This is a genomic window from Massilia haematophila (genome assembly GCF_042647645.1).
Classification (GTDB): Bacteria; Pseudomonadota; Gammaproteobacteria; order Burkholderiales; family Burkholderiaceae_D; genus Telluria; species Telluria haematophila.
Map to the genome: position 1 here is coordinate 5,547,944 of NZ_JBHRVV010000001.1, position 25,483 is coordinate 5,573,426.

Here is a 25,483-nt window from a genome sequence, read left to right on the forward strand (position 1 = left end):
CCGTGCAAGCCCCCATCCAGCAAGCCCCCTTCGGCACACTCCCCAACGGCGAGCAGGTCAGCATCTTCACGCTCGCAAACGCCAACCGCATGACCGTCAGGATCCTGGACTTCGGCGGCATCATCACCGAGATCCACGTCCCCGACCGCGCCGGCGCGATGCAGGACGTGGCGCTCGGCTTCGACACCCTTGATCCCTACCGCGCCGACAGCCCCTATTTCGGCGCCCTGATCGGCCGCTACGGCAACCGCATCGCGGGCGGACGCTTCACGCTCGACGGCCAGCAGTACTGGCTTCCGGTCAACAACGGCAAGAACCACCTGCACGGTGGTATCCAGGGCTTCGACCGCGTGCTGTGGCAGGCCCGGATCGAGGGCGAGGAGCTGGTGCTGGCCTACCGCAGCGTCGACGGCGAACAGGGCTACCCCGGCACGCTCGATGCCACGGTGCGCTATCGGCTGACCGACGACAACGAGATCGTCGTGCGCTTCCACGCCGTGACCGACCGCGCCACCCCGGTCAACCTGACCCAGCACAGTTATTTCAACCTGGCCGGCGGCGGTTCCATCCTCGATCACCAATTGACGATCGACGCCGACGCCTTTGTCGCGATCGACGCCGACCTGATTCCCTACGGACAGCTGGCGCCGGTGGCCGGCACGCCTTTCGACTTCCGCAGCCCGCGCGCGATCGGCGAGCGCATCGGGGAGGACGACGAACAGTTGCGCCACGGCGGCGGCTACGACCATTGCTACGCCCTGAACAAGCCGGACGCGAAGGCGCTGACGCGCGCCGCCCGCGTGGTCGAACCGGTGTCGGGCCGCGTGCTGGAACTGTTCACCCAGGAGCCCGGCGTGCAGTTCTACAGCGGGAACTTCCTCGACGGTTCCCTCCAGGGTAAAGGGCAGGTCTACGGCTACCGCGGCGGTTTCTGCCTCGAACCCCAGCACTTTCCTGATTCGCCGAACCAGCCGGCCTTCCCGAACACCATCCTGCGCCCGGGCGAGGTCTACGAGACCGAGTCGCGCTTCCGGTTCTCGGTGGAGAACTAAGGAAGCTAAGCGCCCCAGCGTCCATCGAGGCTGTCCGCCTGTTCCTTCTACCCGTCGTGCATGCCGTGATCACGGCTGACCGTCAAATGTTAAAACTCCGCTGCGGCGGATATAATCATTTGACTAGAAGATAAGCCGCGCGTCAGCGCGGTGACGACGGGGACCTGAATGAATTCTGCGATCGATTCCGCATTTGCCAGTGCCGCCAGTGCCGGGCCGGACGGCACTCTTCCGTGCTCGGACGCGCCGCTCGGCCCGCGCGAGACCTGGCCCGCGCCGCTGCGCGCGATCATGGACCTGATGCTGGGATCGCGCTTTCCGATGTTCGTGGCCTGGGGGCCGGCGCTGCGCGTGGTGTACAACGACGCCTGCGCCGCGCTGCTCGGCGAACGCCATCCGCACGCCTATGGCCGGCCGCTGGCCGAGGTCTGTACCGACGAATGGGCTGCCGTCCTGCCGGTGGCGTCCGGCGCGCTCGCCGGCAAGAGCTTCCTGCTCGAGAACGTGCAGTTCAGCGATGGGAAACAAGGCGGGAAGGGCGGCGGCCGGCCCCTGTACGTGACGCTGTCGTTCTCGCCGGTGCACGACGGCGAGCGCAGCGCCGGCGTGTATTGCGTGCTGACCGATACCACCGCCAGCGTGGTGGCCGCGCAGCAGCACGGCTTCCACCTGAAACTGAGCGCCGTGCTGCGCGAACTGGCCGATCCGGTCGAGATCATGGAGGCGGCCAGCAGCCTGATGGGCAGGCATTTCGCCGTCGGGCGGGTCGGCTACGGCGAGATCGATGCCGCCGGCGAGGTCGTCAGCGTCGAGCGCGACTGGACCGACGGCAGCATCGCCAGCCTGGCCGGCGAGACCCGCCCGCTCGACAGCTTCGGTCCGGCCATCGTCGAACAGCTGCGCGAGGGGAAGGTGCTGCGCCTGGACGACATCGCGGCCGATCCGCGCGCGGCGCCCTATGCCGCCGGTTATGCCAGCATCGGCGCGCGTGCGATGATCGTCGTCCCGATCATCGAGGGCGGCCGGCTGGCGGCGATCTTCTACCTGCACGAGCCGCATCCGCGTCACTGGAGCGAGCGCGAAACCGTGCTGGCCGAGGACGTGGCGCGCCATACGCGCGAGGCGCTGCGCCGCGCGCGCGTGGAGGAGACGCTGCGCGACGAGACGCGCATCCTCGAGGTGCTGAACCGCACCGGCCAGGCGCTGGCCTCGACGCTCGACCTGAACACCCTGCTGCAGGCGATCACCGACGCCGGCACCCAGCTGAGCGGCGCGCGCTTCGGCGCCTTCTTCTACAACGGCGTCGGCGAGCACGGCGAAGTCATGCAGCTCTACACGCTGTCGGGCGCCGCGCGCGAGGACTTCGCGCAGCTGGGCGCGCCGCGTCCGACCGGGCTGTTCAACCCGACCTTCCACGGCCAGGCGGCGCTGCGCAGCGCCGACATCACCCAGGACCCGCGCTATGGCCCGGCCGGCCCGCACCACGGCATGCCGGCCGGGCACCTGACGGTGCGCAGCTACCTGGCGGTGCCGGTGGTCTCGCGTTCCGGCTTGGTGCTGGGCGGCCTGATCTTCGGCCATCCCGAAGCCGACGTATTCACCGAGCGCACCGAGCGCATCGTCGCCGGCGTCGCCGCCCAGGCGGCGGTGGCGATGGACAATGCGCGCCTGTACGAGGTGGCGCAGAAATCGGCGCTGGAGCGCGACGCGCTGCTGCAGAGCGAACGCATGGCGCGCGTCGAGGCCGAGCGCATGAGCCGCATGAAGGACGAGTTCCTGGCGATGCTGGCGCACGAGCTGCGCAACCCGCTGGCGCCGATCAGCAGTTCGGCCAGCCTGCTGAGCATCCAGTTCGCCGAGGAGCCGCGCATCCGCCAGACCAGCGCCATCATCTCGCGCCAGGTGCGCCACATGAGCCGCCTGATCGACGACCTGCTGGACGTCTCGCGCGTGACGCGCGGGCTGGTCACGCTGCAGCTGGGCGAGGTCGATTTCCGCGACGTCGTGCGCAGCGCGCTCGACCAGACCCGCCCGCTGATCGAGGAGAAGCGCCACCGCATCGAGGTCGCGCTGCCGCCGGATCCGGTGCGCGTGTGCGGCGACCAGACGCGCCTGATCCAGTCGGTGGCCAACATCCTGAACAACGCGGCCAAGTACACGCCCCAGGGCGGGGCGATTGCCGCCGAGCTGGAGAGCGACGGCCAGCGCCTGCGCCTGCGCGTGCGCGACAACGGCTCGGGCATGCCGCTGGAGCTGCTGCCGAGCGTGTTCGAACTGTTCACCCAGGGCGCGCGCACGCTGGCGCGCTCGCAGGGCGGGCTGGGTCTCGGCCTGGCGCTGGTCAAGAAGCTGATCGAGCTGCACGGCGGCAGCGTGGCGGCGCATAGTCCCGGCGTCGGCAAGGGCAGCGTGTTCATGATCGAGCTGCCTTGCCTGGCGGCGGGCGAAGCCTCGGCGCCGGCCGCAGCGGGCGGCGCCGGTGTGCATGATCCCCGCGTGGACGCCCCGGACCGGAAGCGCCGGCTGCGCCTGATCGTGGTCGACGACAACGAGGACGCGGCCGACAGCCTGGCGACCCTACTCAAGGCCCAGGGCCATGCCGTGATGGTGGAATACACCGCGATGGCGGCGCTGCGCCGCGCGACCGGCGAGCGGCCGGACGCGATGCTGGTCGATATCGGCCTGCCGGACATGGACGGCTACCAGCTCGCCGGCCTGCTGCGCGGGCAGCGCGAAACGCGCCACACGGTCCTGGTCGCGGCCACCGGCTACGGCCAGGCGCGCGACCGCGCACGGGCGCTGGAAGCCGGATTCGCCCACCACCTGGTCAAGCCGATCGACATGGCGGCGCTGCTCAAGATCCTGCAGACGGTGGTGCCGGCGCAGGAACCTTAGGCGCAGTTCGCGCGTTCACACCACGTTCGACACCACGTGCCTCAGGTCGGCATCAGCGCAGCCATCTGCGCCAGCAGCCTGTCGCGCGCCAGGTCGAGCTGGCCGGCATTGGTCTTGGCCGACAGCGTCTCCCGTGCTTTGCGCCCGAGGAAATAGGCGACCCGCTCGGCGTTCGCGCCGGATGGATGCGGCAGGCCGTGCAGGATGCGTTCGCGCCGGATGATGCCTTCATCGGCCAGCCAGTCCAGCCCCTCGGCCACGCTGGCGCCCATCGGGATGTAAAGGGCGTCCGGCAACCGGGCCGCTTCCTGCGCAAACCACTGCAGCACCTGCGCGCGCAGGAAGGGGACCTTCGCCATGCCGGGCGAGCCGCTGTAGTTCCTGGCGTCGACGAACACCGGGTGGCGCAGGATGGCGCCGATGTGGACCAGGTCGGCATCCGCGCCGAACAGGCTGGCGCAGCTGGCGATGCCGAGCCAGCGCTGCATGCCGATCGCGTCCAGCAGGGCCACGAAGTTGGGCCGGATCGCGCCGCTGAAGGCGCCGGCCAGGCGCGCGGCGCGCAGCAGCGCTTCCGTCGAGGCACCGGCGGCCAGCTGGCGCTGGGCCTCGGCCATCGCATTCTTCCATTGCACAAAGCCCGGCGCGATGCCGACCACGACCAGCCGCGCATGCGGATTCACGTGCTCGAAGGGGATGTAGTGGACGCTGTAGCGGCCTTCGCGCGCCAGCAGGAATGCAGCGGGAATCTGTGCGGGCGTCGCGATGCGCGCGAGATCGAGGGCGCGGATGGCGTCGACGTAGCGCGGGAACAGCAGGTCGGTCATGGAGGTCCTGGTCGGCAGGCGATGCTGCCGATTGTACTGTCCGCTGCCCGCTCGGCGAAGCGCGCGTGCGCCGTCCCGCTGGCCTTCCGTGGTGGTAAGCTGGCGTCAGGAATTCACCTCACAGGTGAGGGAAATTCCGACATCCGACCTTGCGGATATTTTTCACGGGGAGGCCGCCATGCCTACTGTTGCACTCGTCACCGTCCACGGAATGGGCGAAACGCCCCGCGACTACGCAGCGGGCGTGTTCGGGCAGATGCGCGCGCGCCTCGGTCCCGCACTGCGCGAGCGGCTGGCCTGTTATTCGGTGTACTACCAGGACATCCTGCAGAAGAACGAGCAGACCATCTGGAACCGCGTCGACCGCCAGAGCAAGGTCCATTACGACGACCTGCGCAAGTTCATGCTGTTCGGCTTCGCCGACGCCGCCGGGCTGGAGAACCGCAAGGAGATCCCGGGCTCGGTCTACGAGCTGGCCCAGGGCGAGATCGCACGCAACCTGCTCGGCGCCTGCACCGCCAACCCGGCCATGCCGGTGGTGTTCCTGGCGCACTCGCTGGGCTGCCAGGTCTTGTCGAGCTACCTGTACGACGCCCAGAAGGCGCTGGCCGGCGGCCTGGTCCAGGCCGGGGTCTGGCGCGACATCGACGGCTGGGCGCGCGCGGCCGTCGGGCGCGTGCTGAGCGAGCGCGAGAAGCAATATCTCGCGGGCGGCATCTGCACCGGCCTGCTCACGACCGGCTGCAACATCCCGATCTTCGTCGCCGCGCACAAGGAAATGCACATCAAGCCGATCGCGCCGCCGACGCCGATGTTCCAGTGGTTGAACCTGTACGATCCGGACGACGTGCTTGGCTGGCCGCTGCAGCCGCTGTCCGAAGGCTACCGCCTGCTGGTGCAGGACCGCGCGATCAATGCCGGGCAGGGCGCGGTGGCCTGGGTGCTCAAGAGCTGGAATCCGCTGTCGCACAACGCCTACTGGCAGGACGACGCGGTGCTGGCGCCGCTGGCGGGAATGATCAGGCGGATGGTCGAATGAACGCGGCGTCTCCCGTAGGGTGGGCACGCCGTGCCCACGCGGAACGGTGCGCGGTAACAGCCAAGTGCGCAGACCTACAGCGTGAATGTCGAAACGCCTCCGAATGATCATCTGAGGCGTCAACATGGATTGACTGATGCGGTGCGACTGGCGCCAACATTGACGCGCGTTCCGCGTGGGCACGTCATTGATGCCCCCGGCATCAATGACCCCACCCTACGAAAGCGGGCCGCTTAGGCCCGCTGCAGCGTGAACAGCGGCCGCATGTCGCCCGCCAGCGTGCCGCGGGCGTTGCGGATTTCCGGCCGGCGGAAGCGTTCGAGTACCGTGCGCTTGGCGTCGTCGAGCAGGCCGAGCTGGTCGAGCACGTTGTAGGTCACCGTGTGCATGCCGCGGCTGTTGCCGTCGGCGATCTTGATCGCGATGCCGATCCCGGCCGAGCGGATGCCGAAGGCTTGCACCGCGTCGGCGCCCACCTTCGCCACCCAGTCGCCGCCGCCGGCCGTCATCCAGACCAGGTCGGTGCGCTCGGTGCCGGACACCATGTCGGGGCGGTGGGTCATGGCGTCGAACAGGGGACCCAGGGCCTGGCCCAGGCGCGCGTCGCTTGGCCCCTGCGCCAGGCGCGCATAAAGATGCGCCAGCTTCGCCAGCGGCAGCGCGTAGTTGGGCGCCGAGCAGCCGTCGATCCCCATCGGCATGCGCGACTCCGGCAGGTCGACGGCGTCGGCGAGGGCGGCGCGGATCGCGCGCTGCAGCGGGTGGTCCGGGTCGACATAGTTGGCGGTCGGGGCGCCGTGCAGGCGGCACCAGCCGAGAAAGCCGCTGTGCTTGCCGGAACAGTTGTGGTGGGCGGCGGTCCACTGGCGGTCGATCGGCGCCGGCAGGTTCACGAAATCGTAGTACAGCGGCACGGCGCAGCCGCATTCGAGGTGCTCGACGCGCATGCCGATCTTGTCCAGGATGGAATGGACGCCGGCCAGGTGCTTCTCCTCGCCCGAATGGCTGGCGCACAGCAGCGCCAACTCTTCCTCGGCCAGGCCGAACTTCTCCGGCCCGCTTGATAGCAGGAAGGGCAGGGCCTGGAAGGGCTTCAGGGCGGAACGGGTAAAGGTCTGGTACTGCGGGTCGCCGGCCCAGGCCAGCAGGCGGCCGTCCTTGTCGACGACGGCGACCGAGCCGGCGTGCACGTTTTCCACGGTGTAGCCGGTGGCGGGATAGCCACGCGTGGTGGCCACTAGTGGAGCAACTGCGGGAGTCACTGAGGGAACAGCTTGCATGCTCGGGTCTCGCGAAAGTGGTTGACCCGCCTACTCTAATCCAGCCGGCGCCAACGCAGCGCCACGGCTGCGTCGCCACGCCTTGCACTTACATTGGTGGCCCAAAGCGGCCGGCCTGGTAGTCGCGGATCGCCTGTTCGATCTCGGCGCGGGTATTCATCACGAACGGGCCGTGCGACACCACCGGCGCGCCGATCGGCTCGGCATGGCCGAACAAGACGAAGGCGTCTTCCGGCGCGAACAGCTCGACTTCGTCGCCTTCGCTGCTGAGTTCGACCAGGTGGCAGGCGCCGACCCGGTCCTCGGCCACGCCGGCCTGCAGGGCGCCGCGCACGATGTAGAGGAAGACGTTGCGGTTCGCCAGGTTGCGCACGCGCAGGCGCCCGCCGGCCTGGAAGGCGACGGTGCTCATGAAGACGCCGGTCAGGGACTGGATTGGACCGGCCTGGCCCTCCCATTCGCCAGCGACCAGGTGCATGGTCACCCGGCCGCCGTCCAGCGCGAGGGCGGGAATGTCGTCCTTCTGCAGGCCGGTATAGGCCGGCTGGGTCATCTTCAGGTGCGGCGGCAGGTTGACCCACAACTGCAGGATTTCCAGCGGGCCGCCATGTTCCAGGAATTCGCGCGGCGAGATCTCCGCGTGGACCAGGCCGCTGCCGGCCGTCATCCATTGCACGCCGCCGGCATGGATCACGCTTTTGTAGCCGGCGCTGTCCTTGTGCATCAGCATGCCCTCGAGGATGAAGGTGACGGTCTCGAAGCCGCGGTGCGGATGCGGCCCGAAGGGCAGGCCGCGGTTGTGCGGCGGGTAGGTCTGCGGGCCGTGGTGGTTCAGGAACAGGAAGGGATCGACCTGGTCGAGATGGGGGCTGGGTACCGGACGCTGGGTGACCAGGTCGCCGATATCGTCGCGCAGGGCCGGGTGGACCCGGCGTACGTTCTTGTCGCTCATGGCTGCTCTCGGGTTGTTCTTCGATGCCTGTCACGATACCGGATTGGCGGCCGGCCTGCCGCGAGGTGCTGTGCTAGACTCCTTGCGCCTTTGCAATGGAGACACGGCAAAATATGAAAAGAACGATGATCGCCAGCCTGCTGCTGGCCTGCATGGCGCACGCCTTCGCCGACGCGCCGAACCCTGCCCAGACGGTTCCAGGCGACGCCGCCGTCAAGGCCGCCAAGTACGCGGTGACGACCTACCGCACCGCAGTGGTCGATACCCTCGCCAAGCTGGTCAGCTACAACACCGTGGCCGACCCCAACCTTCCCTCGGACCGCGACCCCCAGCACATCGCCTTCAAGAACGCCCTGAAGACCGAGGCGGAGCGTCTCGGTTTCGATGTCGCCGACCATGGCTGGGTGGTCGTGATCGGCATGGGGAAAAGCGAGGAGCGCGTCGGCATCGTGACCCACGGCGACGTGCAGCCGGTCGACCCGACGAAATGGAAGAAGTCGCCCTTCGAGCTGGACCAGACCAGCGAGCCCGGTAAACTGCTGGCGCGCGGCGCCGAGGACGACAAGGGCCCGATCGCGACGGCGCTGTACGCGATGAAGGCGCTGAAGGACCAGCAGCTGCCGCTGTCCAAGCGGATCGAGCTCTACGTGTACATGGGCGAAGAGTCGAACTGGGAGCCGCTGGTCGAGTTCCTGAAGACCCACGAACCGCCGCAGATGAACATCACCCTCGACGCCGAGTATCCGGCGGTGGTGGCCGAGAAGGCGTCCGGCACGATCGCGGTGACCCTGCCGAAGGCCGGCGCGGCCGTGCCAAGCGCGGGCGAGCCGCACATCGCCGCCTTTGCCGGCGGTTTCTTCAACAGCCAGATTCCCGAGGACGCCAGCGCCGTCGTCGCCAACGCCACGCCCGCGCTCGAAGCCCAGGTCAAGGCGCGCGGCGCGAAGCAGGACGGGATGCGCTACGAATTCGAATGGAAGGGCAGCGACCTGCACGTGCGCGCGCGCGGCGTGTCGGCGCACTCGTCCAAGCCGGAAGACGGCGTCAATGCGGTCGCCATGCTGGCCGACGCGCTGGCAGTGCGGCCCTGGCCGAACACCACGGCCGGCGCCGTGGTCAACTACCTGAACGAGATGGTGGGGACCGGCCTGTACGGCGAGAAGTTCGGCGCGATCGCCTACCGCGACAGCTTCATGGGCCCGATGACGGTGGCGCCGACCGTGATCCGCCAGCGCGCGGACGGCATCGAGGTCTCGCTCAACCTGCGCAGGCCGCAAGGCAAGAGCATCGAGCAGCTGACCAACGAGGTGAACGCCGCGCTGGCCCAGTGGCAGGGCCGCAACCTGCCGCTGTCGAACATCGTCGTGCGCACCGGCGAACCCTGGGTACGCAAGGACGCTCCCCAGCTGCCGGTCCTGATGAACGTGTTTTCGTATTTCACCGGCATCAAGGACCCGAAGCCGATCGCGATCGGCGGCGGCACCAACTCGCGCCTGTTCCCGAACGCGGTCAGCTTCGGGCCGGCCATGCCGGGCAAGGTGTACACGGGCCACTCGGAGCATGAGTTCATCACGCTCAAGCAGCTGCATTTGAATTTGCAGATGTACACGGCGGTGCTGGCGGAGCTGGCGAAGTAAGCGGTTTCGCATCTGTATCTATGGACTCCACCCGATTTGCAAGAAGAAGATTGAATTTTTGCCGTTAGGAAGAGTTTGCTTGTATCTATTCGGCCTGTATGTTGAGCGTTTCCAGTGCTCTGGCCCTGATGTGATACGCGCGTCAGGATCCTCATAGGGTGACGGCCTTGATGGCCACTACAGTTTACGGATTCACCCGACGCCGGTTCGACCTGTTGGCATCATTCGTTCTTCTCGTCGCAAACTTGGCGATTGCTCCTTGTTGTTGCTGAGTTACTCGACAGTCTTTTCAGGCCGGCCTGGGCGTGTCTTTCGACCAGGCCGGAACATAAGGACGTCCGTGCGCGATCAGCGCCCAGATCACCCTGGCCATCTTGTTGGCCAGCGCAGTCGCGGCAACGTTGAAACTGCGCCGTTCTGCCAGCCTTGTTGCCCATTGCAGCAGCTTGTCGGGCTTGCCGCTTGCTGTTCTCAGCGCACTGCGCGCTCCGTGTATGAGCAGGGTGCGCAGGTAGCTGTCGCCCCTGCAGGTAATGCCATACAAGCGCTGCTTGCCTCCACTGCTATGCTCGCGTGGCACGAGGCCTAAATTCGCTGCAAAGTCTCGCGCGCTCTTGTAGTGGTGCGGATCGGCGATCGTTGCCTGCACTGCCGTTGCCGTCAACGGCCCTACACCCGGCACTTCCATCAGTTTCTTCGCCAGTTCCGACCTGGCTGCCTGATTCAAACGTCGGTCGTACGCCTGAATCCTCTCGTCCTTGTCGTCCAGCTGGGCCTTGAGCTCCCGGAATGTCTCCAGGGCCATACCAGACAAACCATTGTCCGGATCGTTCAGCCATGCTTTCAGTCCGTCGCGCAATCTTTCCACGCGCTTGGGAAATACCCGGCCATATTCGCCGGCAAATGCCCGGATCCTGTTGATCATCGCCACCCGTTCTGTCATCAGGGCGCTGCGAGCGCGGTGCAGCATCTGTAAATCTTGCTGTGCAGCCGTATTGATCGGCACATACTTGGTCGAACCGCGCGAGCGTGCCTCGGCAATTGCAGCAGCGTCGTTCATGTCGTTTTTGTTACCAGTGACATATGCCCTGACGTGTTGGGCCGCAATCAGTTTGGCGTCGTGCCCCATTTCCACGAGCTTGCGTGCCCAGTAATGCGAACCTGCGCAGGCTTCGATACCAATCATCGCCGGGGCCATCTGCGCGAACTGCGCAAGCACCTGGTCTCGAGAAAGCTTACGCTTGAACACCCGCTTGCCGTGTCCATCGAGCCCGACCGCGAAGAACACGTCCTTCGCAATATCCAAACCAACCACTTTTGCGCTAGCATTCATGGTGACTCCCCCTCTTGTTTTAGCTTGCCAGTCCAATCTGGCACGCTTGGCACAATGATGCCGATATCAGGAGGGTGGAGTCCATCACATTAGGGTGGGTACTTGTACCCACGCGGTCTCATCGCGTGAATGTACGCGACGCTTCACTGATCAACGTAATACGTTCATGCGCTGCGCACTTTGGTTTGTGTCGCATCTGATCGCATCGTGATACCGCGTGGGTACAAGTACCCACCCTACGAATCTGGATGAACGCCGCATGCTCTCCGTCGATGACCCCGCGTGGACACAGGTGTCCACCCTACGAAAACCACTGCTGAGCTTGTAAGAGTTCGCCCTAGCGAACACCGTAAATACATCCATTCATTCTGTAGGCTTATGCCTACATCTTCTCGGCAATTTCCTCGCCATCCCATCGGTTCCCCCCGCTCTCCATAGGAGACGCCGCCACATGCAGCTTGTTGCCTACAGACCGCTTCCGATGAGTCATTAACCATCGGAAAATAGGCCTGTTCTTCGCGGAAAATGTGGTGAAAACGCCATGTTAGGATCCTCTCCTAGCCGCGTTCGCGAAGCGTGTTTTGCCCGCGATCGTTTCTGTACTGCCCGACATTCAAGATGCCATGCATAGCAAAGAACTGATCAAGCCGGACGGACGACATCTCACCCTCTACAGCAACCAGCCGATACCGGACGGGCTCATCGCGCCCAGTCCCTTCCCCGACCCGATGAACGCGAACCCGCACCTGCGCTGGCATCCGCTGCGCGGCGAGTGGGTCACCTATGCCGGGTTCCGCCAGAACCGCACCTTCCAGCCGCCACCGCAGTACAACCCGCTGGCGGTCACGACCGACCCGGCGAATCCGACCGAGCTGCCGCAGGGCGACTACGAGGTCGCGGTGTTCGACAACCGCTTCCCCTCGCTGGCGCTGGAGTCGCACGACCCGCCGGCCCTGGGCACGGTGCCGACCGCGCCGGCCAACGGCCACTGCGAAGTGGTGGTGTTCACCCAGGACCCGAATGTGGCCCTGGTGCACCTGCCGCTGTCGCGCATCGAGCTGCTGTTCAAGGTCTGGGCCGACCGCACCACGCGCATCGGCGGCACCCATCACATCCAGTACGTGCTGCCTTTCGAGAACCGCGGCAGCGAGGTCGGCGTGACGCTGCACCATCCGCACGGCCAGATCTACGCCTATCCCTTCGTGCCCCAGGTGCCCGAGCGCATGCTGGCCCAGGAGCGCGAGTATTACCTGCAGCACGGGACCAGCCTGCTGTGCGACATGGCGCGCGGCGAATCGGCTGACGGCCGCCGCGTGCTGTACGAGGACGAGCATGCGATCGCCTTCGTGCCGGCCTGCGCCCGCTATCCCTACGAGGTCTGGGTCATGCCGACCGCGCCGTGCAAGGATTTTGCCGCGCTCAGCGACGAGCAGCGCCCGGCGCTGGCGCGCGCCCTGAAGACCGTGCTGCTCAAGTACGAGAAGATGTGGGACCGGCCTTTCCCTTACCTGATGGCCTGGTACCAGGCGCCGACCGACGGCGCCGGGCATCCCGAAACCCAGCTGCATGCCCAGTTCTATCCGCCTTACCGCTCGCGCGAACGCCTCAAGTACCTGGCCGGCACCGAGCTGGGCGCGGGCATGTTCGCCATGGACGTGCTGCCCGAGAACACGGCGGCCGAGCTGCAGGCGGTGCAGGTGTCGCTGGAGGAGGACGCATGAGCGCACCGGAACTGCGCGCCGTCGAAGTGAAGGCCAAGCTGGCGCTGCTGCGCGACTGCCTGGCGAAATCCGGCGCGGCCGCGATCCGGCTGCGCGGGATCGACTGGTTCGCCTGGGTCACCGGCGGCGGCTCGAGCGCCGTGCTGCAGACGGCCGAGGTCGGCGTGGCCGAGGTACTGGTGACCCAGGAGGAAGCCTGCATCCTGACCGACGAGATCGAGGCCGAGCGCCTGCGCGAAGAGGAAGTGCCGGCCGGGTTCAGCTTCCACGCCTCGCCCTGGGCGCAAACCGAGCTGCGCGAGCGCTACGTGCTCGGGCTGGCCGGCGAGCGGGTGGTGCTGTCGGACCGTCCGCACAATGGCGAGCAGCCGCTGCCGAACGCGCTGCGCCTGCGCCGCCTGGTGCTGGGCGACGCCGAGCAGGCGCGCTACCGCGAACTGGGGCGCGAGGCGGCCGAGGCGATGAGCGAGGTGCTGCGTGCGGCCCGCCCCGAGTGGACCGAATACCAGCTGGCCGGCGCCGGCGCCCAGGCCCTGTGGCGGCGCGGTATCCAGCCGGCCCTGGTGCTGGCCGCGGGCGAGCGCCGCCTGCCGCTGTACCGCCATCCGACGCCTTCGTTCGATCCGATCGGTTCGCGCGCGATGCTGGTGTTCTGCGCGCGCCGCCACGGCCTGTACGCGAATCTCACCCGTTTCGTCAGCTTCGGCCCGGCGCCGCAGGAGCAAGGCGCGTTGATGGAGGTCGAGGCGACCGGCCTCGCCGCCGTCGCACCCGGCAAGTCGCTCTCGGCCGTGTACCACGCCTTCGATGCCGCCTACAAGCACGCCGACCGCGCCGAGGCCCTGAACCAGCACCACCAGGGCGGCATCACCGGCTACCTGGCGCGCGAGATGGTGGCCACGGCCAGCACGGCGACCGGGCTGGAGACCGGCATGGCCTTCGCATTCAACCCCAGTTTCGCCGGCCTGAAGATCGAAGATACCTTCCTCCTCGGCCCGCAGGGACTGGAGAACCTGACCTGTGACCCGCAATGGCCTGCCGTGAACGTGCACGGCCGCCAGCGGCCACTCTGGCTGGAGATGACCTGATGCTGACGACCGACTCCTTCTTCGGCGGGGCGCCCGAGGCGAACGCCTCGGCGCCCGGACGCGTGAACCTGCTGGGCGAGCACACCGACTACAACGACGGCTTCATGCTGCCGGTGGCCACGCCGCAGCGCACCACGGTGGCGCTGGCGCGCAGCGGCGACGGCCATTTCCATTTCTACTCCAGCACCCTCGACGCGCACGTCACCTTCGCGCCCGACAGCAGTGCCCCGCAGGGCTTCGGCAGCTACATCGAAGGCTGTATCCGCCTGGTCGAGGCCGAGGGCGTGCAGGTGCCGCCGCTGCGCGTCTGGGTGTCCACCGACGTGCCGGTCGGCTCGGGCCTGTCCTCGAGCGCCGCGCTCGAGGTGGCGACGCTGCGCGCGCTGCGCCAGCTGCTCGCCTTCGAGCTCGACGACGTCAAGCTGGCGCGCATCGCCCAGCGCGCCGAGATCGAATACGCGCGCGTCAACTGCGGCATCATGGACCAGATGGCGTCGAGCCTGGCCGACGAGGGGCACATGCTGTTCATCGACGCGCGCTCGCTCGAACACCGGCTCGCGCCGCTGCCGGCGGACGCCGAGATCATCGTGGTCGACTCGGGCGTCGCGCGCAAGCTCGCCGGCAGCAAGTACAACGAGCGCCGCGCCGAATGCGAGGAAGCCTCGCGCAAGCTCGGCGTGCAGGCGCTGCGCGACGTCACCGACCCACAACGCGTCGAGGGCCTGCCCGAACCGCTGCGCCGCCGCGCGCGCCACGTGGTCACCGAAGACCTGCGCGTGCTCGAGGCGCTCGAGGGCGTATCGGCCGAGCGCTTCGGCCAGTTGATGAACGCTTCCCACACCAGCCTGCGCGACGACTACGAAGTCTCGATTCCGGAACTCGACGAACTGTGCGAGCTGCTGCGTGCCCAGGACGGCGTGTACGGCGCGCGCCTGACCGGCGCCGGCTTCGGCGGTGCCTGCGTGGCGCTGTGCCGCGCCGGTTCCGCCGCACGGGCGGCCGAGGCCGCGCTGGCGCAATACAACAAGAAGGACGGCCGCCAGGGCCGCATCCTGATCCCGGTTCCGGCTGAAAGAAAGGAAAACAATGAGTCAGTTTGAATATCCACGTCCCCAACTGGTGCGCGACAACTGGATGAGCCTGAACGGCAAGTGGCGCTTCTGTTTCGACGACGAGATGCGTTTCAAGCTGCCGGGCGACGTCACCGCATGGACCCATGAGATCGAGGTCCCGTTCGCACCCGAGACCGCGATGTCCGGCATCGGCGACACGGGCTTTCACCGCGTCTGCTGGTACGAGCGCGAATTCACCGTGACCCCGACCGAGGGCCGCACCATCCTGCACTTCGGCGCGGTCGACTATAGCGCGCGCGTCTGGGTCAACGGCCAGCGCGTGGCCGAGCACGAGGGCGGGCACACCCCGTTTTCCTGCGACATCACCGCGGCACTGAATGCCGACGGCAAGCAGGTGGTCACGGTCTACGTCGAGGACGATCCGGCCGACCTGGCCAAGCCGCGCGGCAAGCAGGACTGGCTGCTCGAGCCGCACTCGATCTGGTATCCGCGCACCACCGGCATCTGGCAGACGGTCTGGGTCGAGCAGCTCGACAAGACCTTCATCAGCAAGCTGAAGTGGACCCCGATCTTCGAGACCTTCGAGATCGGCTGCGAGGTCTTCGCCGGCGGCGAGATCCGCGACGACATGTTCGTCGAGGTCAGGATCTGGCACGGCGAACACCTGCTGGCCGACGACCACTACAAGCTGCTCGGCGGCGAGGCGAACCGCAAGATCGCGCTGTCCGACCCCGGCATCGACGATTCGCGCAACGAGCTGCTGTGGAGCCCGGAGCGTCCGACCCTGCTCGACGCCGAGGTGACGCTGCGCTGCGGCGACCGCGTGGTCGACCGCATCCGTTCCTATACGGCGCTGCGCGCCTTCGCGATCAACCGCGACCGCCTGATGTTGAATGGCAGGCCCTACCAGCTGCGCCTGGTGCTCGACCAGGGCTACTGGCCCGAGTCCTTCCTGACCGCGCCTTCCGACGAGCACCTCAAGCGCGACGTCGAGCTGGCCAAGCTGATGGGCTTCAACGGCGTGCGCAAGCACCAGAAGATCGAGGATCCGCGCTACCTGTACTGGGCCGACAAGCTGGGCCTGCTGGTGTGGGAAGAGATGCCGTCGGCCTACCGCTTCAGCCCGCGCGCGATCACGCGCATGGTGCGCGAATGGACCGAGGCCATCGAGCGCGACTACAGCCACCCCTGCATCATCGTCTGGGTCGCCTTCAACGAGTCTTGGGGCGTGCCGAACCTGACGCTGACGCAGGCGCATCGCAACGCGGTCGAGGCGCTCTACCACCTGACGCGCACGCTGGATGCGACGCGGCCGGTGATCGGCAACGACGGCTGGGAGGCGTCCGCCACCGACATCCTCGGCATCCACGACTACGACTGCGATCCGGAAAAGGTGAGGGCGCGCTACGAAGTCACGGACCCGGTGCGCACCCTGTTCGACCAGCGCCGTCCCGGCGGACGCATCCTGACCCTCGACGGCTTCCCGCACCGCGGCCAGCCGATCGTGCTGACCGAGTTCGGCGGCATCGCCTTCGACACCCGCGGCGAGCCGGAAGAGGGCACCTGGGGCTATTCGCGCTCGACCACGGCCGAGGGCTTCCACACGCTGTATCGCTCGCTGCTGAAGGTGGTCAACGAGACCTTCATGTTTGCCGGCTTCTGCTACACCCAGTTCGCCGATACCTTCCAGGAAGCGAACGGCCTGCTCAACGCCGACCGCACGCCGAAGCTGCCATTCGAGGTGATCTCGGCAGCCACGCGCAACGCGGCGCTGCAGATGAACAATGAAGAGGAGAAAAAGGGACCTGATCCAGCCTGAGGCGCGCCTTCGTGCGCGCGGGCGGTCGGGCGCAATACAGGAGGATCCCATCAACCGACCGCCCGCCCGAGAGGGCGAAAGGAGAGATCATGCATACGATCGTCGTCTTCAGCCACCTGCGCTGGGATTTCGTGTTTCAGCGCCCGCAGCACCTGCTCACGCGGCTTGCGCGCCATTACCGCATCGTGATCGTCGAGGAACCGATGCACGACCCGCAAGGGCCGGCCCGGCTCGAACGCGGCAGTCCGCTGCCGAACATCACCGTGTGCCGCCCGCGCACCCCGCTCGACGTGCCTGGCTTCCATGACGATCAGATCGCCCTGGTCGCGCCGCTGCTGGCCGACCTGCTGCCGGCTTCCGTACGCCCGATCGTCTGGTTCTATACGCCGATGGCGCTGCCGCTGCTCAAGGAGCTCGATCCGCGCCTGGTGGTCTACGACTGCATGGACGAGCTGGCTTCGTTCAAGAAGGCGCCGCGCCAGCTGCTGCAGCGCGAGTCGGCGCTGCTCAACCTGGCCGACCTGGTGTTCGCCGGCGGCCCCAGCCTGTACGAGGCCAAGCGCCACCGCCATCCGAGCGTGCACTGCTTCCCGAGCAGCGTCGATGTCGAGCACTTCCGCCAGGCGCAAGGCGCCATGGCCAGTCATCCGGCGCAGGAGGCCATCCCCCATCCGCGGCTCGGCTTCTACGGGGTCATCGACGAGCGCGTCGACCTCGAGCTGGTGGGCGCGCTGGCCGACGCCCATCCCGACTGGCAGCTGGTGCTGGTCGGACCGGTGGTGAAGATCAACGAGGACGACCTGCCGCGCCGGCCGAACATCCATTACCTCGGCCAGCGCGACTACGCCGACCTGCCGGCCTTCCTCGCAGGCTGGGACGTGTGCCTGATGCCGTTCGCGATCAACGAGGCGACCCGCTTCATCAGCCCGACCAAGGTGCTCGAGTACATGGCGGCCGAGCTGCCCATCGTCAGCACCCCGATCGCGGACGTGGTGGGACCCTACGGCGGGATGGTGGCGATCGCCGACGGCGCCGATGCATTCGGGGCGGCCTGCGCCGCCGCGCTCGCGCTCGCACCGTCCGACCGCGAGGCCAAGGCGGCGGCAATGCGCGAGCAGGTGGCGCGCACCTCGTGGGAGCGCACGGCCCAGGCGATGGCGGCCCTGCTCGACGCCGCCTATGCCCAGGCCGCGCAGGCCGACGAGGAAGCCGCCAGCGCGCAGGTGCGCCAGGCCGGCGCCGCCTGAGGACCTTGCGGACGGGCTTGCCGGGGGATGCATCATGGAGGCGTGGCGAGCATGGTGGCGGCGCCCGGCGGCCCTGCCGGCGCGCTTGCTCGCTGCGCTGCTGGCCATGGCGCCGCTCCAGGCGCCACAGGCCGGCACGCTTGCAGCGATGCCCGAGTCGCCGCTTGAGTCGCCGCTCGAATCACCTCTCGCGTCGAGCGAGCATGCCGCCCCCGCGCATGCCGACACTGCGCAGCATGCCGACGGGCCGGCGCCGGTGCGGGCCCGCCACCAGGGCGGCTTCTATCGGATCAGCGGCCATGGCCGGGTGGCCTATCTGTTCGGCACCGTCCACGTCGGTCAATCGTCGTTCTATCCGCTGGCGCCGGAAGCGCAGCGCGTGCTGGCCGGCGCCGATCACCTGGTGGTCGAGCTCGACACGGGCGCGAACGAGTCCTTTACGCAGGCGGTCGCCAGGCATGGCCGCTATCCCGACGGCGGCAACATCCGCAAGCGCCTGGCGCCGGACACCCTGGCGCGCTTGAGCGACGCCCTGCACGCGGAAGGCGTCAGCGTGGCCAGCATGGCCCACCTGAAACCCTGGCTGATCGCCAACCTGCTGCTGAGCATGCGGCTCGAGCGCGAAGGCTTTCGCCGCAGCGAAGGCGTCGAGGAAAAGCTGCTGACGCAGGCGCGCCGGCGCGGCATCAAGGTCGTCCAGCTCGAGAGCGCCGATACCCAGCTGGCATTGTTCGACAGCATGAACGACATCGAATCCGAGCGTTACCTGCGCGAGACGCTCGACGGACTGGCCGATGGCAGCGTGCTGCGCAAGGCGGGGCGGATCATCGAAGCCTGGCGCACGGGCGAGCCCGCCGCGCTCGACGCGCTGCTCGCGGAGGCAACGGCAGGCGGCACGACGATTGCCGACTTCACACGGCGCAAGCTCCTGGGCCGGCGCAACGCGGACATGGCCACCCACATCGACGACTTGATGACCCACAGCGGTGGCGTGATCTTCGTGGGCGTCGGCTTGTTGCACCTGCTGGGCGACAACGGGCTGCCGGCCTTGCTCGCGCAACGCGGTTACCTGGTCGAAAGGGTGTATTGAGCGGACCGCGGAGGGCTGCGTGCCGCCGCGTTGAGTGTGCGGACCCTTGCCCACCTGCGGGTCGGCTCCCCCCGTGCTTTCCACGTGCCCGCATCGCCGTCCGCGAGGCCCTTCCTGCGTCACACGGAAACGCTTACCCGACGCGCATGGCTTGGACCTGGCCCGAACCTTGGCCCGGGCTGTGGCCTGCGCCATGCCCCCTCACTACTGGATGGCGCCGCCGCTGATGGTCACGCGGTCGCCGCTGCGAAAGGCGGGAGTGGTCTCCTGGGTGACGATCTCGGTGCTGCCGTCGTCCATGCGCAGGGTAACGCGGTAGACGCGGTCCGAGCTCATCGAGCCGCTGGCGCTGCCGCCGACCGCCGCGGCGCCCACGGCGCCGGCGCCGCTGATGCCGCTGGCCGGCCGCGGCACGGTTTCGATCGAGACCACGGTGGCGTTCGGGCTCGCGCTCGCCGCGGTGGCGCTGCCGGCGCTGGTGCTGCCCTGGGCGCTGCCGGTGGCGGAATCGCTGGTGGCGCCAGCTGCGCCGGCTTCGCCCATGCTGCCCGTGGCGCCGGTGCCCGAGCTGCCGGAGGTGCTGGACTGGTCGTAGCCGCTGCTCGAGGTGCCGGAACTGCCTGAGGTGCCGCTGGTGCCGCTGGTGCCGGAGCTGCCCGAGGAGCCGGACTGGTCGTAGCCGCTGCCCGAGGTGCCAGAGGTTCCGGACGTACCCGAGGAACCCGACGTGCCTGAAGAGCCCGAGGAACCCGAGGAACCCGAGGACCCCGAGGACCCCGAGGACCCCGAGGAGCCGCCGCCCCGGCCTCCCGAGCCGCTCGTGCCGGTGCCTTCGCCGGTGCCCGACATGCCGCCGGTGCCGCTGCTGCCCGTCGCTCCGCTGGTCGAGCTGCCGCTGGCGCCTTCGCCACCGCCGCCCATGCCCATGCTGGAACAGCCGGCCAGGCCAAGCGCTATGGCCAGGAAGCCCGCCAGGACCACGCTCTGTTGTTTTTGCTTCATGATCGACTCCTTCGTTGGATTTTGTCAGTGGGTATGCGTGACGATGTCGTCTGCCACTCGGGTAAGAGGCGCAAACGGGCACGACGTTCCAGCTGACCCGAGTTGGCACTGAGCCAAATCAAGCCATACGAGAAGGGGCGAAACTCAAGTGTTTCCGGCGGCTCAGCCGCGTTCCAGCTCGGCCCTGGGCAGGACCATCCACAGGATCGCGCAGGCGACGACGGCGGCGCTGCAGTCGACCAGCCAGTCGTGCACGTCGGCACCGCGGTAGGGGAAGAAGCTCTGGACCAGCTCGTCGATGGCGCCCATTACGGCGATCGCGGCCACGCTCGAGCGGCTGCGTGCGGCGGCGCTGCCGCGTCCGGCCGTGAACCACAGCAGGGCCAGGGTCGCATAGGCGGCCGAGTGCAGGACCAGTCCCGACGCATACTGGCCGACATCGGCGCGGGCGCCGGGAATCGAGCCGGCGACCACGATGGCGGCGAACATCGCGATCGCACAGCCATAGCGCAACTTGCGCAGGCGCGGGTCGAGAAGGAGGAAGTACAGGACGGGAGGCATGGTCGACAAGCTGGCAAAATGTCAACCATACCATGCCCGCGACCGCGCATCCGCACGATCGCCGCTGGACGGTAACGAGGGGAGCGAAGCTCAGATGCTCAGCGCGGGCTCGCCGTTGGCGTACTGGGCGTCGAAGCAGCTTTCGCACTCGGCGCAGAACAGGTGGGCCAAGCGTACCGAGGTCTGGCGCAACACGAGTTTCAGGTTGCAGCGTTGGCACTTGGGACAGATTTCGCGCACGCTGCCGAAGGTCAGGAGGGTCAGGGGAACCTGCTCGCCGTCCAGGTGGTCGATCACGACCAACGGGTTCAGCTCGCGGAGAATCAGGTTGTCGGCGCCGTCATGGCAACGGCGGCTGGAGGAAGGCTGAGGGGTATGCTTGTCAGGATGTTGAAAACTCATCGGTCCGGCTCCCTTCTGTCTGGTTGGCATGGCAGCGTGCGTTGCCGATACGCGCGAAGCGCACCGACGACACGTGCGAACTTCATCATAGTCAAATGCCCACGGTGTGCAAGGTCTCGGTCGGGACTTCGCCTCGGAAGCCCACAAAAAAATGCCCGCCAGGAGAGAAGTGGCGGGCAAACCCAAGATCGGGCCAAGAGACGATGTTCGGTGGGTGTGCGACGCGCGGGGCGCCCCACACCGGTCTGCAATCACGCATATCGGTTGCGTGTACTGCAGATGAATTCAGTATAGGCAGGGTTTGTGACGCAGGCATGACACAGCGCAAGCAACGACGCGATGAACTGAACGGTCCGCTAGAGGAATGGTCGAGCACGTATGCTGGGTTGTCCGTGCTACGGGAACCAGTTGTTTGAGGAAGACGAACGATATGGGCAAAAAAAAAGCCCGCTGTTTGCGCGGGCTTAAAACTATTTTCTTGGAGGAGAATAGTGGAGACAGGTGCATTATGCTGCGTTGCGATATATATGTCTAATTGCAAATACAGATACCTGACATGCGCAGTGTGAATATTGTTGGGTTGCACTGCTTGTTTCCATAAAAGGATCAGTCGCGTACCGGCACCGTATAGTTCAGCGGCATGCGTCCGCCGTCGGCGCACAGGGTCTGGCCGGTGATGTAGGACGCATCGTCGCTGGCCAGGAAAGCGGCGATCGCGGCCACTTCCTCGGGCTCGCCGCAACGGCCCAGCGGGGTGCGCGAGAGGATGGTGTGACGCGCTTCCGGACTGCCCAGCACGGCCTGCTTGGCCAGCTCGGTGAGGATGGTGCCGGGGCCGATCGCGTTCACGCGGATGCCGTGCTGCGCCAAACTGATCGCGGCCACGCGGGTGAGCTGGTTGACGCCGCCCTTCGATACCACGTAGGGCACCTGGTTCGGGATCACCAGTTCCGCGTTCACGCTCGACATGTTGATAATGCAGCCGCTGTTGCGCTTGACCATGTCGCGCGCCGCCGCCTGGCTGCACAGGAACATCGATTTCAGGTTAATGCGCAGCACGCGGTCGAAGTCTTCTTCAAGCAGGTCGAGGAAGTCGGCGGCATGGGTCACGCCGGCATTGTTGACCAGGATGTCGATGTGGCCGAAGGCCTCGATGGTGGCGGCGAACAGGGCGTCGACATCGGACTTCTGGCTGACGTCGGCACAAAAGAAGCGGGCGGCGTCGCCCAGGGCCGCGGCCGCAGCCGCGCCTTCCGGACGCACGTCGGCCAGCATCACGCGCGCGCCTTCGCGCACCAGGCGCTGGGCACAGGCCAGGCCGATGCCCTGGCTGGCGCCGGTCACGAGGGCGGTCTTGTTGGCAAGTTTCATGGCTGGTCTTTCACGGATTCAGAAAGCCATGATTGTACTGCCCGTCCCCTCAGATCATGATCGGATTGTCGGGCAGTTCGTTGGAGCGCTCGCCGTTGGCCGGGAAGTGTTCGCGCAGCAGCGAATTGACCTGCTCGATCGCGGTCAGCGAGGCCTGGTGGAAATCGCCGCGCCGGAAGCCCTCGGTCATGGTGCGGCACACGCCTTGCCAGGTGGCGGCGTCGATCCTGCGGTCGATGCCGCGGTCGGCCACGATGTCGACCTTGTGGTCGGCCAGGTTCACGTAGATCAGCACGCCGCAATTGTCCTCGGTGTCCCAGACGCCATAGTCGGCGAACAGGGCGAGGGCGCGCTGGCGGTTGGTCACGCCGTCCCAGATCTCGTCGGTGGGCAGGGCTTTCTCGACGATGAAGCGCACTTCGCCGCGGTGGGTGCGTTCGCCGGCGGTGATGGCCTCGGCCACGGCGGTGAGGGTTTCATCCGGGAAGGCGCGCTGCGCGGCGGCCTTGGTGCTTCGCCAGTGGCGCAGCACGCGTCCCAGGCGTTCGCCGAACGATCCTTGCGTTGCTTTCGTCATTACCAGTCTCCCGAGGCGCCGCCGCCGTCGAAGGTGCCGCCGCCGCCGGAGAAGCCGCCCCCGCCGAATCCGCCGCCGCCCGAAAAGCCGCCGAAGCCGCCACCGCCGCCCCGGCCCATGTTGCCGATGATATTGCCGAGGATGAAACCGGTGGCGCCGCTGCCCCAGCCGCCGCGCGACAGGCGCGTGCGGCGCGGGCGGAACATCGAGCGCACCAGCATGAAGCCGAATACCAACATCAGGATACCGAACATACCGACCCCGCCTCCATCGTCGTTGTTCCCCGCCGGCGCTACCTGCTGGGCCGGCGCGGGAAATCGCTCCCGGTTCAGCAGCGTGGCAATGGCGCCCACGCCTGCGACCAGGCCCTCGTAGTAATGGTTTTGCCGAAAATGCGGCGCGATCGTGTCCTGCAGGATGCGCTTGCTCTGGGCGTCGGTCAGCACGCCCTGCACGCCGCGTCCGGCCTCGATGCGCAGGCGCCGCAGCGAGCTCGGATTGTCGCGCGCGACCAGCAGCAGCACGCCGTCGTCCACGCCCTTGCGGCCCAGCTTCCAGGCGTCCGCCACGCGAATGCCGAACTGCTCGATCGCTTCCGGCTCGGTCGACTTCACCAGCAATACGGCGATCTGGCTGCCGGTTTTCGCCTCGTAATCGGCAAGTACCGCCTCCAGGCGCTGGTGCTGGCTGGCGTCGAGCATGCCGGCTTCGTCGGTCACATGGCCGGCCAGGGGCGGCACTTCCTTCAGCTGCGCCTGGGCCGGTCCGGCCAGCATGCAGGCCAGCGTAGTGGCCAGCACATACAACCACAGCGTGCGCAGGATCGTCATCGCGTGCCGGCCTTATTTGCCGAAGTCGACCGTCGGCGCGGTCGAGATCGCTTTTTCGTTCTCGACCGTGAACGAAGGCTTGGCTTCGTAGCCGAACATCATGGCCGTCAGGTTGGTCGGGAACTTGCGCACGGTGACGTTGTAGTCCTGGACCGAGGCGATGTAGCGCTGACGCGCCACCGTGATGCGGTTCTCGGTGCCTTCCAGCTGCGACTGCAGGTCGCGGAAGCTGGTATCGGCCTTCAGGTCGGGGTATTTCTCGGACACGGCCATCAGGCGCGACAGCGCGCCCGACAGTTCGCCCTGCACCTGCTGGAATTTCTGGAAGGCTTCCGGATTGTTCAGCACTTCCGGCGTGATCTGGAAGCTGGTCGCGGCGGCGCGCGCGCGCGTGACCGCTTCCAGGGTCTCGCGTTCGTGCGAGGCATAGCCCTTGACCGTGTTCACCAGGTTCGGGATCAGGTCGGCGCGGCGCTGGTACTGGTTGACGACTTCGCCCCAGGCCGCCTTGGTGGCCTCGTCCTTGGTCTGGAATTCGTTGTAGCCGCAGCCCGAGAGCAGCGAACCGGCCAGCAGGGCGCCGGCCAGGATGCGGGCCCAGCGCGAGAAGAGGGAAGACGTCATCATGTTCTTGTCCATACGAGTTGTCGAATGAATAAAATATACCCCAAGACCATATTTGCCAGTCGCACGGCCGTGCCCGGCGGAGGCTGCGGTGCGGCCGACGGGTACAATATTGGGTTTGCAATGACACTGTTACAAGGGGCCCGACGTGAATTTCATCAATAAGCTAACCGCAGCCTGGACCCGCAACGATTCGCTGCTGTGCGTGGGGCTGGACCCCGACCTGGCGCGCTTTCCCGCGCACCTGAAGGATACGCCGGACGGCATTGTCCGCTTCTGCAAGGCGATCATCGACGCTACCGCCGATTTGGCATGCGCCTTCAAGCCCCAGATCGCCTACTTCGCCGCGCTCGGCGCGGAAGACCAGCTCGAAGAGATCTGCCGCTACCTGCGCGAGACCTATCCGCACATCCCGCTGATCCTCGACGCCAAGCGCGGCGACATCGGCGCCACCGCCCGCCAGTACGCGCGCGAGGCGTTCGACCGCTACGGCGCGGACGCGGTGACGGTCAATCCCTACATGGGCTTCGATTCGGTCGAGCCCTACATGGAGTGGGCCGACCGCGGCGTGATCGTGCTGTGCCGCACCTCGAACGCGGGCGGCTCGGACCTGCAGTTCCTCGACGTCGGCGGCCAGCCGCTGTACCAGCACGTGGCGCGCCTGGTGGCGGAGAAGTGGAACCGCAACGGCCAATGCGCGCTGGTGGTGGGCGCGACCTTCCCGGAAGAGCTGGCCCAGGTGCGCGCGCTGGTCGGCGACATGCCATTGCTGGTGCCGGGCATCGGCGCCCAGGGCGGGGACGTGGCCGCGACCGTGCGTTCGGGCCGGACCGCGAACGGGGCCGGGATGATGATCAATTCGTCGCGCGCGATCCTGTACGCGGCGCCGCAGGAGGGCGAGGATTTCGCGGCGGCGGCGCGGCGCGTGGCGCAGGAAACGCGGGACGAGATCAATCGGTATCGGGGGTGATTGGTTTCCCGTCTCGAAGCATGTGGCGCTGTTGCGTGGGCCGTTAGCGGTCTTTTGAATCCGCGTGGGCTCGAGAGCCCACCCTACGGGAGA

The 25,483-nt window shown here is 67.2% G+C and carries 22 protein-coding genes; 11 read left to right on the top strand and 11 right to left on the bottom strand.

Features of this window, described 5'->3' with window-relative positions:
* The first annotated feature begins 2 nt into the window (after positions 1–2).
* Both ACFOPH_RS24600 and ACFOPH_RS24605 read left to right on the top strand, forming a co-directional pair.
* Positions 3–1,052, top strand: coding sequence for an aldose epimerase family protein (locus ACFOPH_RS24600; RefSeq protein WP_379737775.1), 1,050 nt, complete (start codon positions 3–5; stop codon positions 1,050–1,052).
* 168 nt (positions 1,053–1,220) lie between these two features.
* Complete coding sequence (locus ACFOPH_RS24605) at positions 1,221–3,947, top strand: GAF domain-containing protein (protein WP_379737778.1); 2,727 nt, start codon at positions 1,221–1,223, stop codon at positions 3,945–3,947.
* Between the two features lie 41 nt (positions 3,948–3,988).
* Here ACFOPH_RS24605 and ACFOPH_RS24610 read toward each other — a convergent pair whose 3' ends face one another.
* On the bottom strand, positions 3,989–4,774 hold the full coding sequence (locus ACFOPH_RS24610; RefSeq protein ID WP_379737780.1) for a hypothetical protein: 786 nt from the start codon (positions 4,772–4,774) through the stop codon (positions 3,989–3,991).
* 178 nt (positions 4,775–4,952) lie between these two features.
* On the opposite strand from ACFOPH_RS24610, the gene ACFOPH_RS24615 reads away from it, so the two are divergent.
* Complete coding sequence (locus tag ACFOPH_RS24615; protein WP_379737782.1) at positions 4,953–5,813, top strand: hypothetical protein; 861 nt, start codon at positions 4,953–4,955, stop codon at positions 5,811–5,813.
* Positions 5,814–6,046: 233 nt separating this feature from the next.
* On the opposite strand, the gene ACFOPH_RS24620 is transcribed toward ACFOPH_RS24615, so the two are convergent.
* On the bottom strand, positions 6,047–7,051 hold the full coding sequence (locus ACFOPH_RS24620) for an asparaginase (RefSeq protein ID WP_312552247.1): 1,005 nt from the start codon (positions 7,049–7,051) through the stop codon (positions 6,047–6,049).
* A gap of 130 nt (positions 7,052–7,181) precedes the next feature.
* Positions 7,182–8,045 (bottom strand): pirin family protein, encoded by an 864-nt coding sequence (locus tag ACFOPH_RS24625; RefSeq protein ID WP_379737785.1) that lies wholly within the window; start codon positions 8,043–8,045, stop codon positions 7,182–7,184.
* A 113-nt stretch (positions 8,046–8,158) separates the two neighbouring features.
* Here ACFOPH_RS24625 and ACFOPH_RS24630 point away from each other — a divergent pair, with 113 nt between their 5' ends.
* Entirely contained in the window at positions 8,159–9,682 is a 1,524-nt protein-coding gene (locus ACFOPH_RS24630; protein ID WP_379737788.1) for a dipeptidase, read from the top strand.
* Positions 9,683–9,971: 289 nt separating this feature from the next.
* Here the strand turns inward: ACFOPH_RS24630 and ACFOPH_RS24635 are convergent, their stop codons facing one another.
* Positions 9,972–11,015, bottom strand: a complete 1,044-nt coding sequence (locus ACFOPH_RS24635; RefSeq protein ID WP_379732773.1) for an IS110 family transposase — start codon at positions 11,013–11,015, stop codon at positions 9,972–9,974.
* A 623-nt stretch (positions 11,016–11,638) separates the two neighbouring features.
* Between ACFOPH_RS24635 and galT the strand changes: the two genes are divergently transcribed.
* The 6 genes from galT to ACFOPH_RS24665 all read left to right on the top strand — a co-directional run bounded on the left by galT (position 11,639) and on the right by ACFOPH_RS24665 (position 19,053).
* Positions 11,639–12,736, top strand: coding sequence for a galactose-1-phosphate uridylyltransferase (gene galT / locus ACFOPH_RS24640; protein WP_379737791.1), 1,098 nt, complete (start codon positions 11,639–11,641; stop codon positions 12,734–12,736).
* Complete coding sequence (locus ACFOPH_RS24645) at positions 12,733–13,824, top strand: M24 family metallopeptidase (protein WP_379737794.1); 1,092 nt, start codon at positions 12,733–12,735, stop codon at positions 13,822–13,824. The genes galT and ACFOPH_RS24645 overlap by 4 nt, the downstream gene beginning before the upstream one ends.
* Entirely contained in the window at positions 13,824–14,924 is a 1,101-nt protein-coding gene (gene galK, locus ACFOPH_RS24650; protein ID WP_379737797.1) for a galactokinase, read from the top strand. Before ACFOPH_RS24645 ends, galK begins: the two co-directional genes overlap by 1 nt.
* The gene (locus tag ACFOPH_RS24655) at positions 14,911–16,716 is read left to right on the top strand and encodes a glycoside hydrolase family 2 protein (RefSeq protein ID WP_379737800.1); all 1,806 of its coding nucleotides are present in this window, start codon (positions 14,911–14,913) and stop codon (positions 16,714–16,716) included. Before galK ends, ACFOPH_RS24655 begins: the two co-directional genes overlap by 14 nt.
* Positions 16,717–16,805: 89 nt before the next feature.
* Entirely contained in the window at positions 16,806–17,963 is a 1,158-nt protein-coding gene (locus ACFOPH_RS24660) for a glycosyltransferase (RefSeq protein ID WP_379737802.1), read from the top strand.
* Between the two features lie 34 nt (positions 17,964–17,997).
* A complete protein-coding gene (locus ACFOPH_RS24665; protein ID WP_379737804.1) occupies positions 17,998–19,053 on the top strand; it encodes a TraB/GumN family protein in 1,056 nt (351 codons plus the stop codon).
* Positions 19,054–19,257: 204 nt separating this feature from the next.
* Here the strand turns inward: ACFOPH_RS24665 and ACFOPH_RS24670 are convergent, their stop codons facing one another.
* The 7 genes from ACFOPH_RS24670 to ACFOPH_RS24700 form a co-directional block, all read right to left on the bottom strand.
* Positions 19,258–20,055 carry a hypothetical protein gene (locus ACFOPH_RS24670; protein ID WP_379737806.1) on the bottom strand — a complete coding sequence of 266 codons (798 nt, stop codon included), beginning with the start codon at positions 20,053–20,055 and terminating at the stop codon, positions 19,258–19,260.
* Between the two features lie 162 nt (positions 20,056–20,217).
* The gene (locus ACFOPH_RS24675; RefSeq protein WP_312554218.1) at positions 20,218–20,616 is read right to left on the bottom strand and encodes a VanZ family protein; all 399 of its coding nucleotides are present in this window, start codon (positions 20,614–20,616) and stop codon (positions 20,218–20,220) included.
* 90 nt (positions 20,617–20,706) lie between these two features.
* Complete coding sequence (locus ACFOPH_RS24680) at positions 20,707–21,018, bottom strand: hypothetical protein (RefSeq protein ID WP_312554220.1); 312 nt, start codon at positions 21,016–21,018, stop codon at positions 20,707–20,709.
* 606 nt (positions 21,019–21,624) lie between these two features.
* Positions 21,625–22,389, bottom strand: a complete 765-nt coding sequence (locus ACFOPH_RS24685; RefSeq protein WP_379737809.1) for an SDR family NAD(P)-dependent oxidoreductase — start codon at positions 22,387–22,389, stop codon at positions 21,625–21,627.
* Between the two features lie 49 nt (positions 22,390–22,438).
* The gene (locus tag ACFOPH_RS24690) at positions 22,439–22,966 is read right to left on the bottom strand and encodes a TPM domain-containing protein (RefSeq protein WP_379737811.1); all 528 of its coding nucleotides are present in this window, start codon (positions 22,964–22,966) and stop codon (positions 22,439–22,441) included.
* Positions 22,966–23,796: a TPM domain-containing protein gene (locus ACFOPH_RS24695; RefSeq protein ID WP_379737813.1), complete on the bottom strand. Its 831-nt coding sequence runs from the start codon at positions 23,794–23,796 to the stop codon at positions 22,966–22,968. The genes ACFOPH_RS24690 and ACFOPH_RS24695 overlap by 1 nt, the downstream gene beginning before the upstream one ends.
* A gap of 12 nt (positions 23,797–23,808) precedes the next feature.
* Positions 23,809–24,420, bottom strand: a complete 612-nt coding sequence (locus ACFOPH_RS24700; RefSeq protein WP_379738000.1) for a LemA family protein — start codon at positions 24,418–24,420, stop codon at positions 23,809–23,811.
* 148 nt (positions 24,421–24,568) lie between these two features.
* On the opposite strand from ACFOPH_RS24700, the gene pyrF reads away from it, so the two are divergent.
* Positions 24,569–25,390 (top strand): orotidine-5'-phosphate decarboxylase, encoded by an 822-nt coding sequence (pyrF, locus tag ACFOPH_RS24705; protein WP_379737816.1) that lies wholly within the window; start codon positions 24,569–24,571, stop codon positions 25,388–25,390.
* Positions 25,391–25,483 lie beyond the last annotated feature (93 nt).

Bases quoted from the DNA above. Each gene is read 5' to 3' on its own strand.
- ACFOPH_RS24670 (WP_379737806.1), bottom strand. From the start codon at position 20,055: ATGAAGCAAAAACAACAGAGCGTGGTCCTGGCGGGCTTCCTGGCCATA.
- ACFOPH_RS24645 (WP_379737794.1), top strand. From the start codon at position 12,733: ATGAGCGCACCGGAACTGCGCGCCGTCGAAGTGAAGGCCAAGCTGGCG.
- ACFOPH_RS24665 (WP_379737804.1), top strand. From the start codon at position 17,998: ATGGAGGCGTGGCGAGCATGGTGGCGGCGCCCGGCGGCCCTGCCGGCG.
- ACFOPH_RS24685 (WP_379737809.1), bottom strand. From the start codon at position 22,389: ATGAAACTTGCCAACAAGACCGCCCTCGTGACCGGCGCCAGCCAGGGC.
- ACFOPH_RS24660 (WP_379737802.1), top strand. From the start codon at position 16,806: ATGCATACGATCGTCGTCTTCAGCCACCTGCGCTGGGATTTCGTGTTT.
- ACFOPH_RS24680 (WP_312554220.1), bottom strand. From the start codon at position 21,018: ATGAGTTTTCAACATCCTGACAAGCATACCCCTCAGCCTTCCTCCAGC.
- ACFOPH_RS24700 (WP_379738000.1), bottom strand. From the start codon at position 24,420: ATGACGTCTTCCCTCTTCTCGCGCTGGGCCCGCATCCTGGCCGGCGCC.
- ACFOPH_RS24615 (WP_379737782.1), top strand. From the start codon at position 4,953: ATGCCTACTGTTGCACTCGTCACCGTCCACGGAATGGGCGAAACGCCC.
- ACFOPH_RS24675 (WP_312554218.1), bottom strand. From the start codon at position 20,616: ATGCCTCCCGTCCTGTACTTCCTCCTTCTCGACCCGCGCCTGCGCAAG.
- ACFOPH_RS24630 (WP_379737788.1), top strand. From the start codon at position 8,159: ATGAAAAGAACGATGATCGCCAGCCTGCTGCTGGCCTGCATGGCGCAC.
- ACFOPH_RS24690 (WP_379737811.1), bottom strand. From the start codon at position 22,966: ATGACGAAAGCAACGCAAGGATCGTTCGGCGAACGCCTGGGACGCGTG.
- galT (WP_379737791.1), top strand. From the start codon at position 11,639: ATGCATAGCAAAGAACTGATCAAGCCGGACGGACGACATCTCACCCTC.
- ACFOPH_RS24635 (WP_379732773.1), bottom strand. From the start codon at position 11,015: ATGAATGCTAGCGCAAAAGTGGTTGGTTTGGATATTGCGAAGGACGTG.
- ACFOPH_RS24610 (WP_379737780.1), bottom strand. From the start codon at position 4,774: ATGACCGACCTGCTGTTCCCGCGCTACGTCGACGCCATCCGCGCCCTC.
- ACFOPH_RS24655 (WP_379737800.1), top strand. From the start codon at position 14,911: ATGAGTCAGTTTGAATATCCACGTCCCCAACTGGTGCGCGACAACTGG.
- ACFOPH_RS24695 (WP_379737813.1), bottom strand. From the start codon at position 23,796: ATGACGATCCTGCGCACGCTGTGGTTGTATGTGCTGGCCACTACGCTG.
- galK (WP_379737797.1), top strand. From the start codon at position 13,824: ATGCTGACGACCGACTCCTTCTTCGGCGGGGCGCCCGAGGCGAACGCC.
- ACFOPH_RS24605 (WP_379737778.1), top strand. From the start codon at position 1,221: ATGAATTCTGCGATCGATTCCGCATTTGCCAGTGCCGCCAGTGCCGGG.
- ACFOPH_RS24625 (WP_379737785.1), bottom strand. From the start codon at position 8,045: ATGAGCGACAAGAACGTACGCCGGGTCCACCCGGCCCTGCGCGACGAT.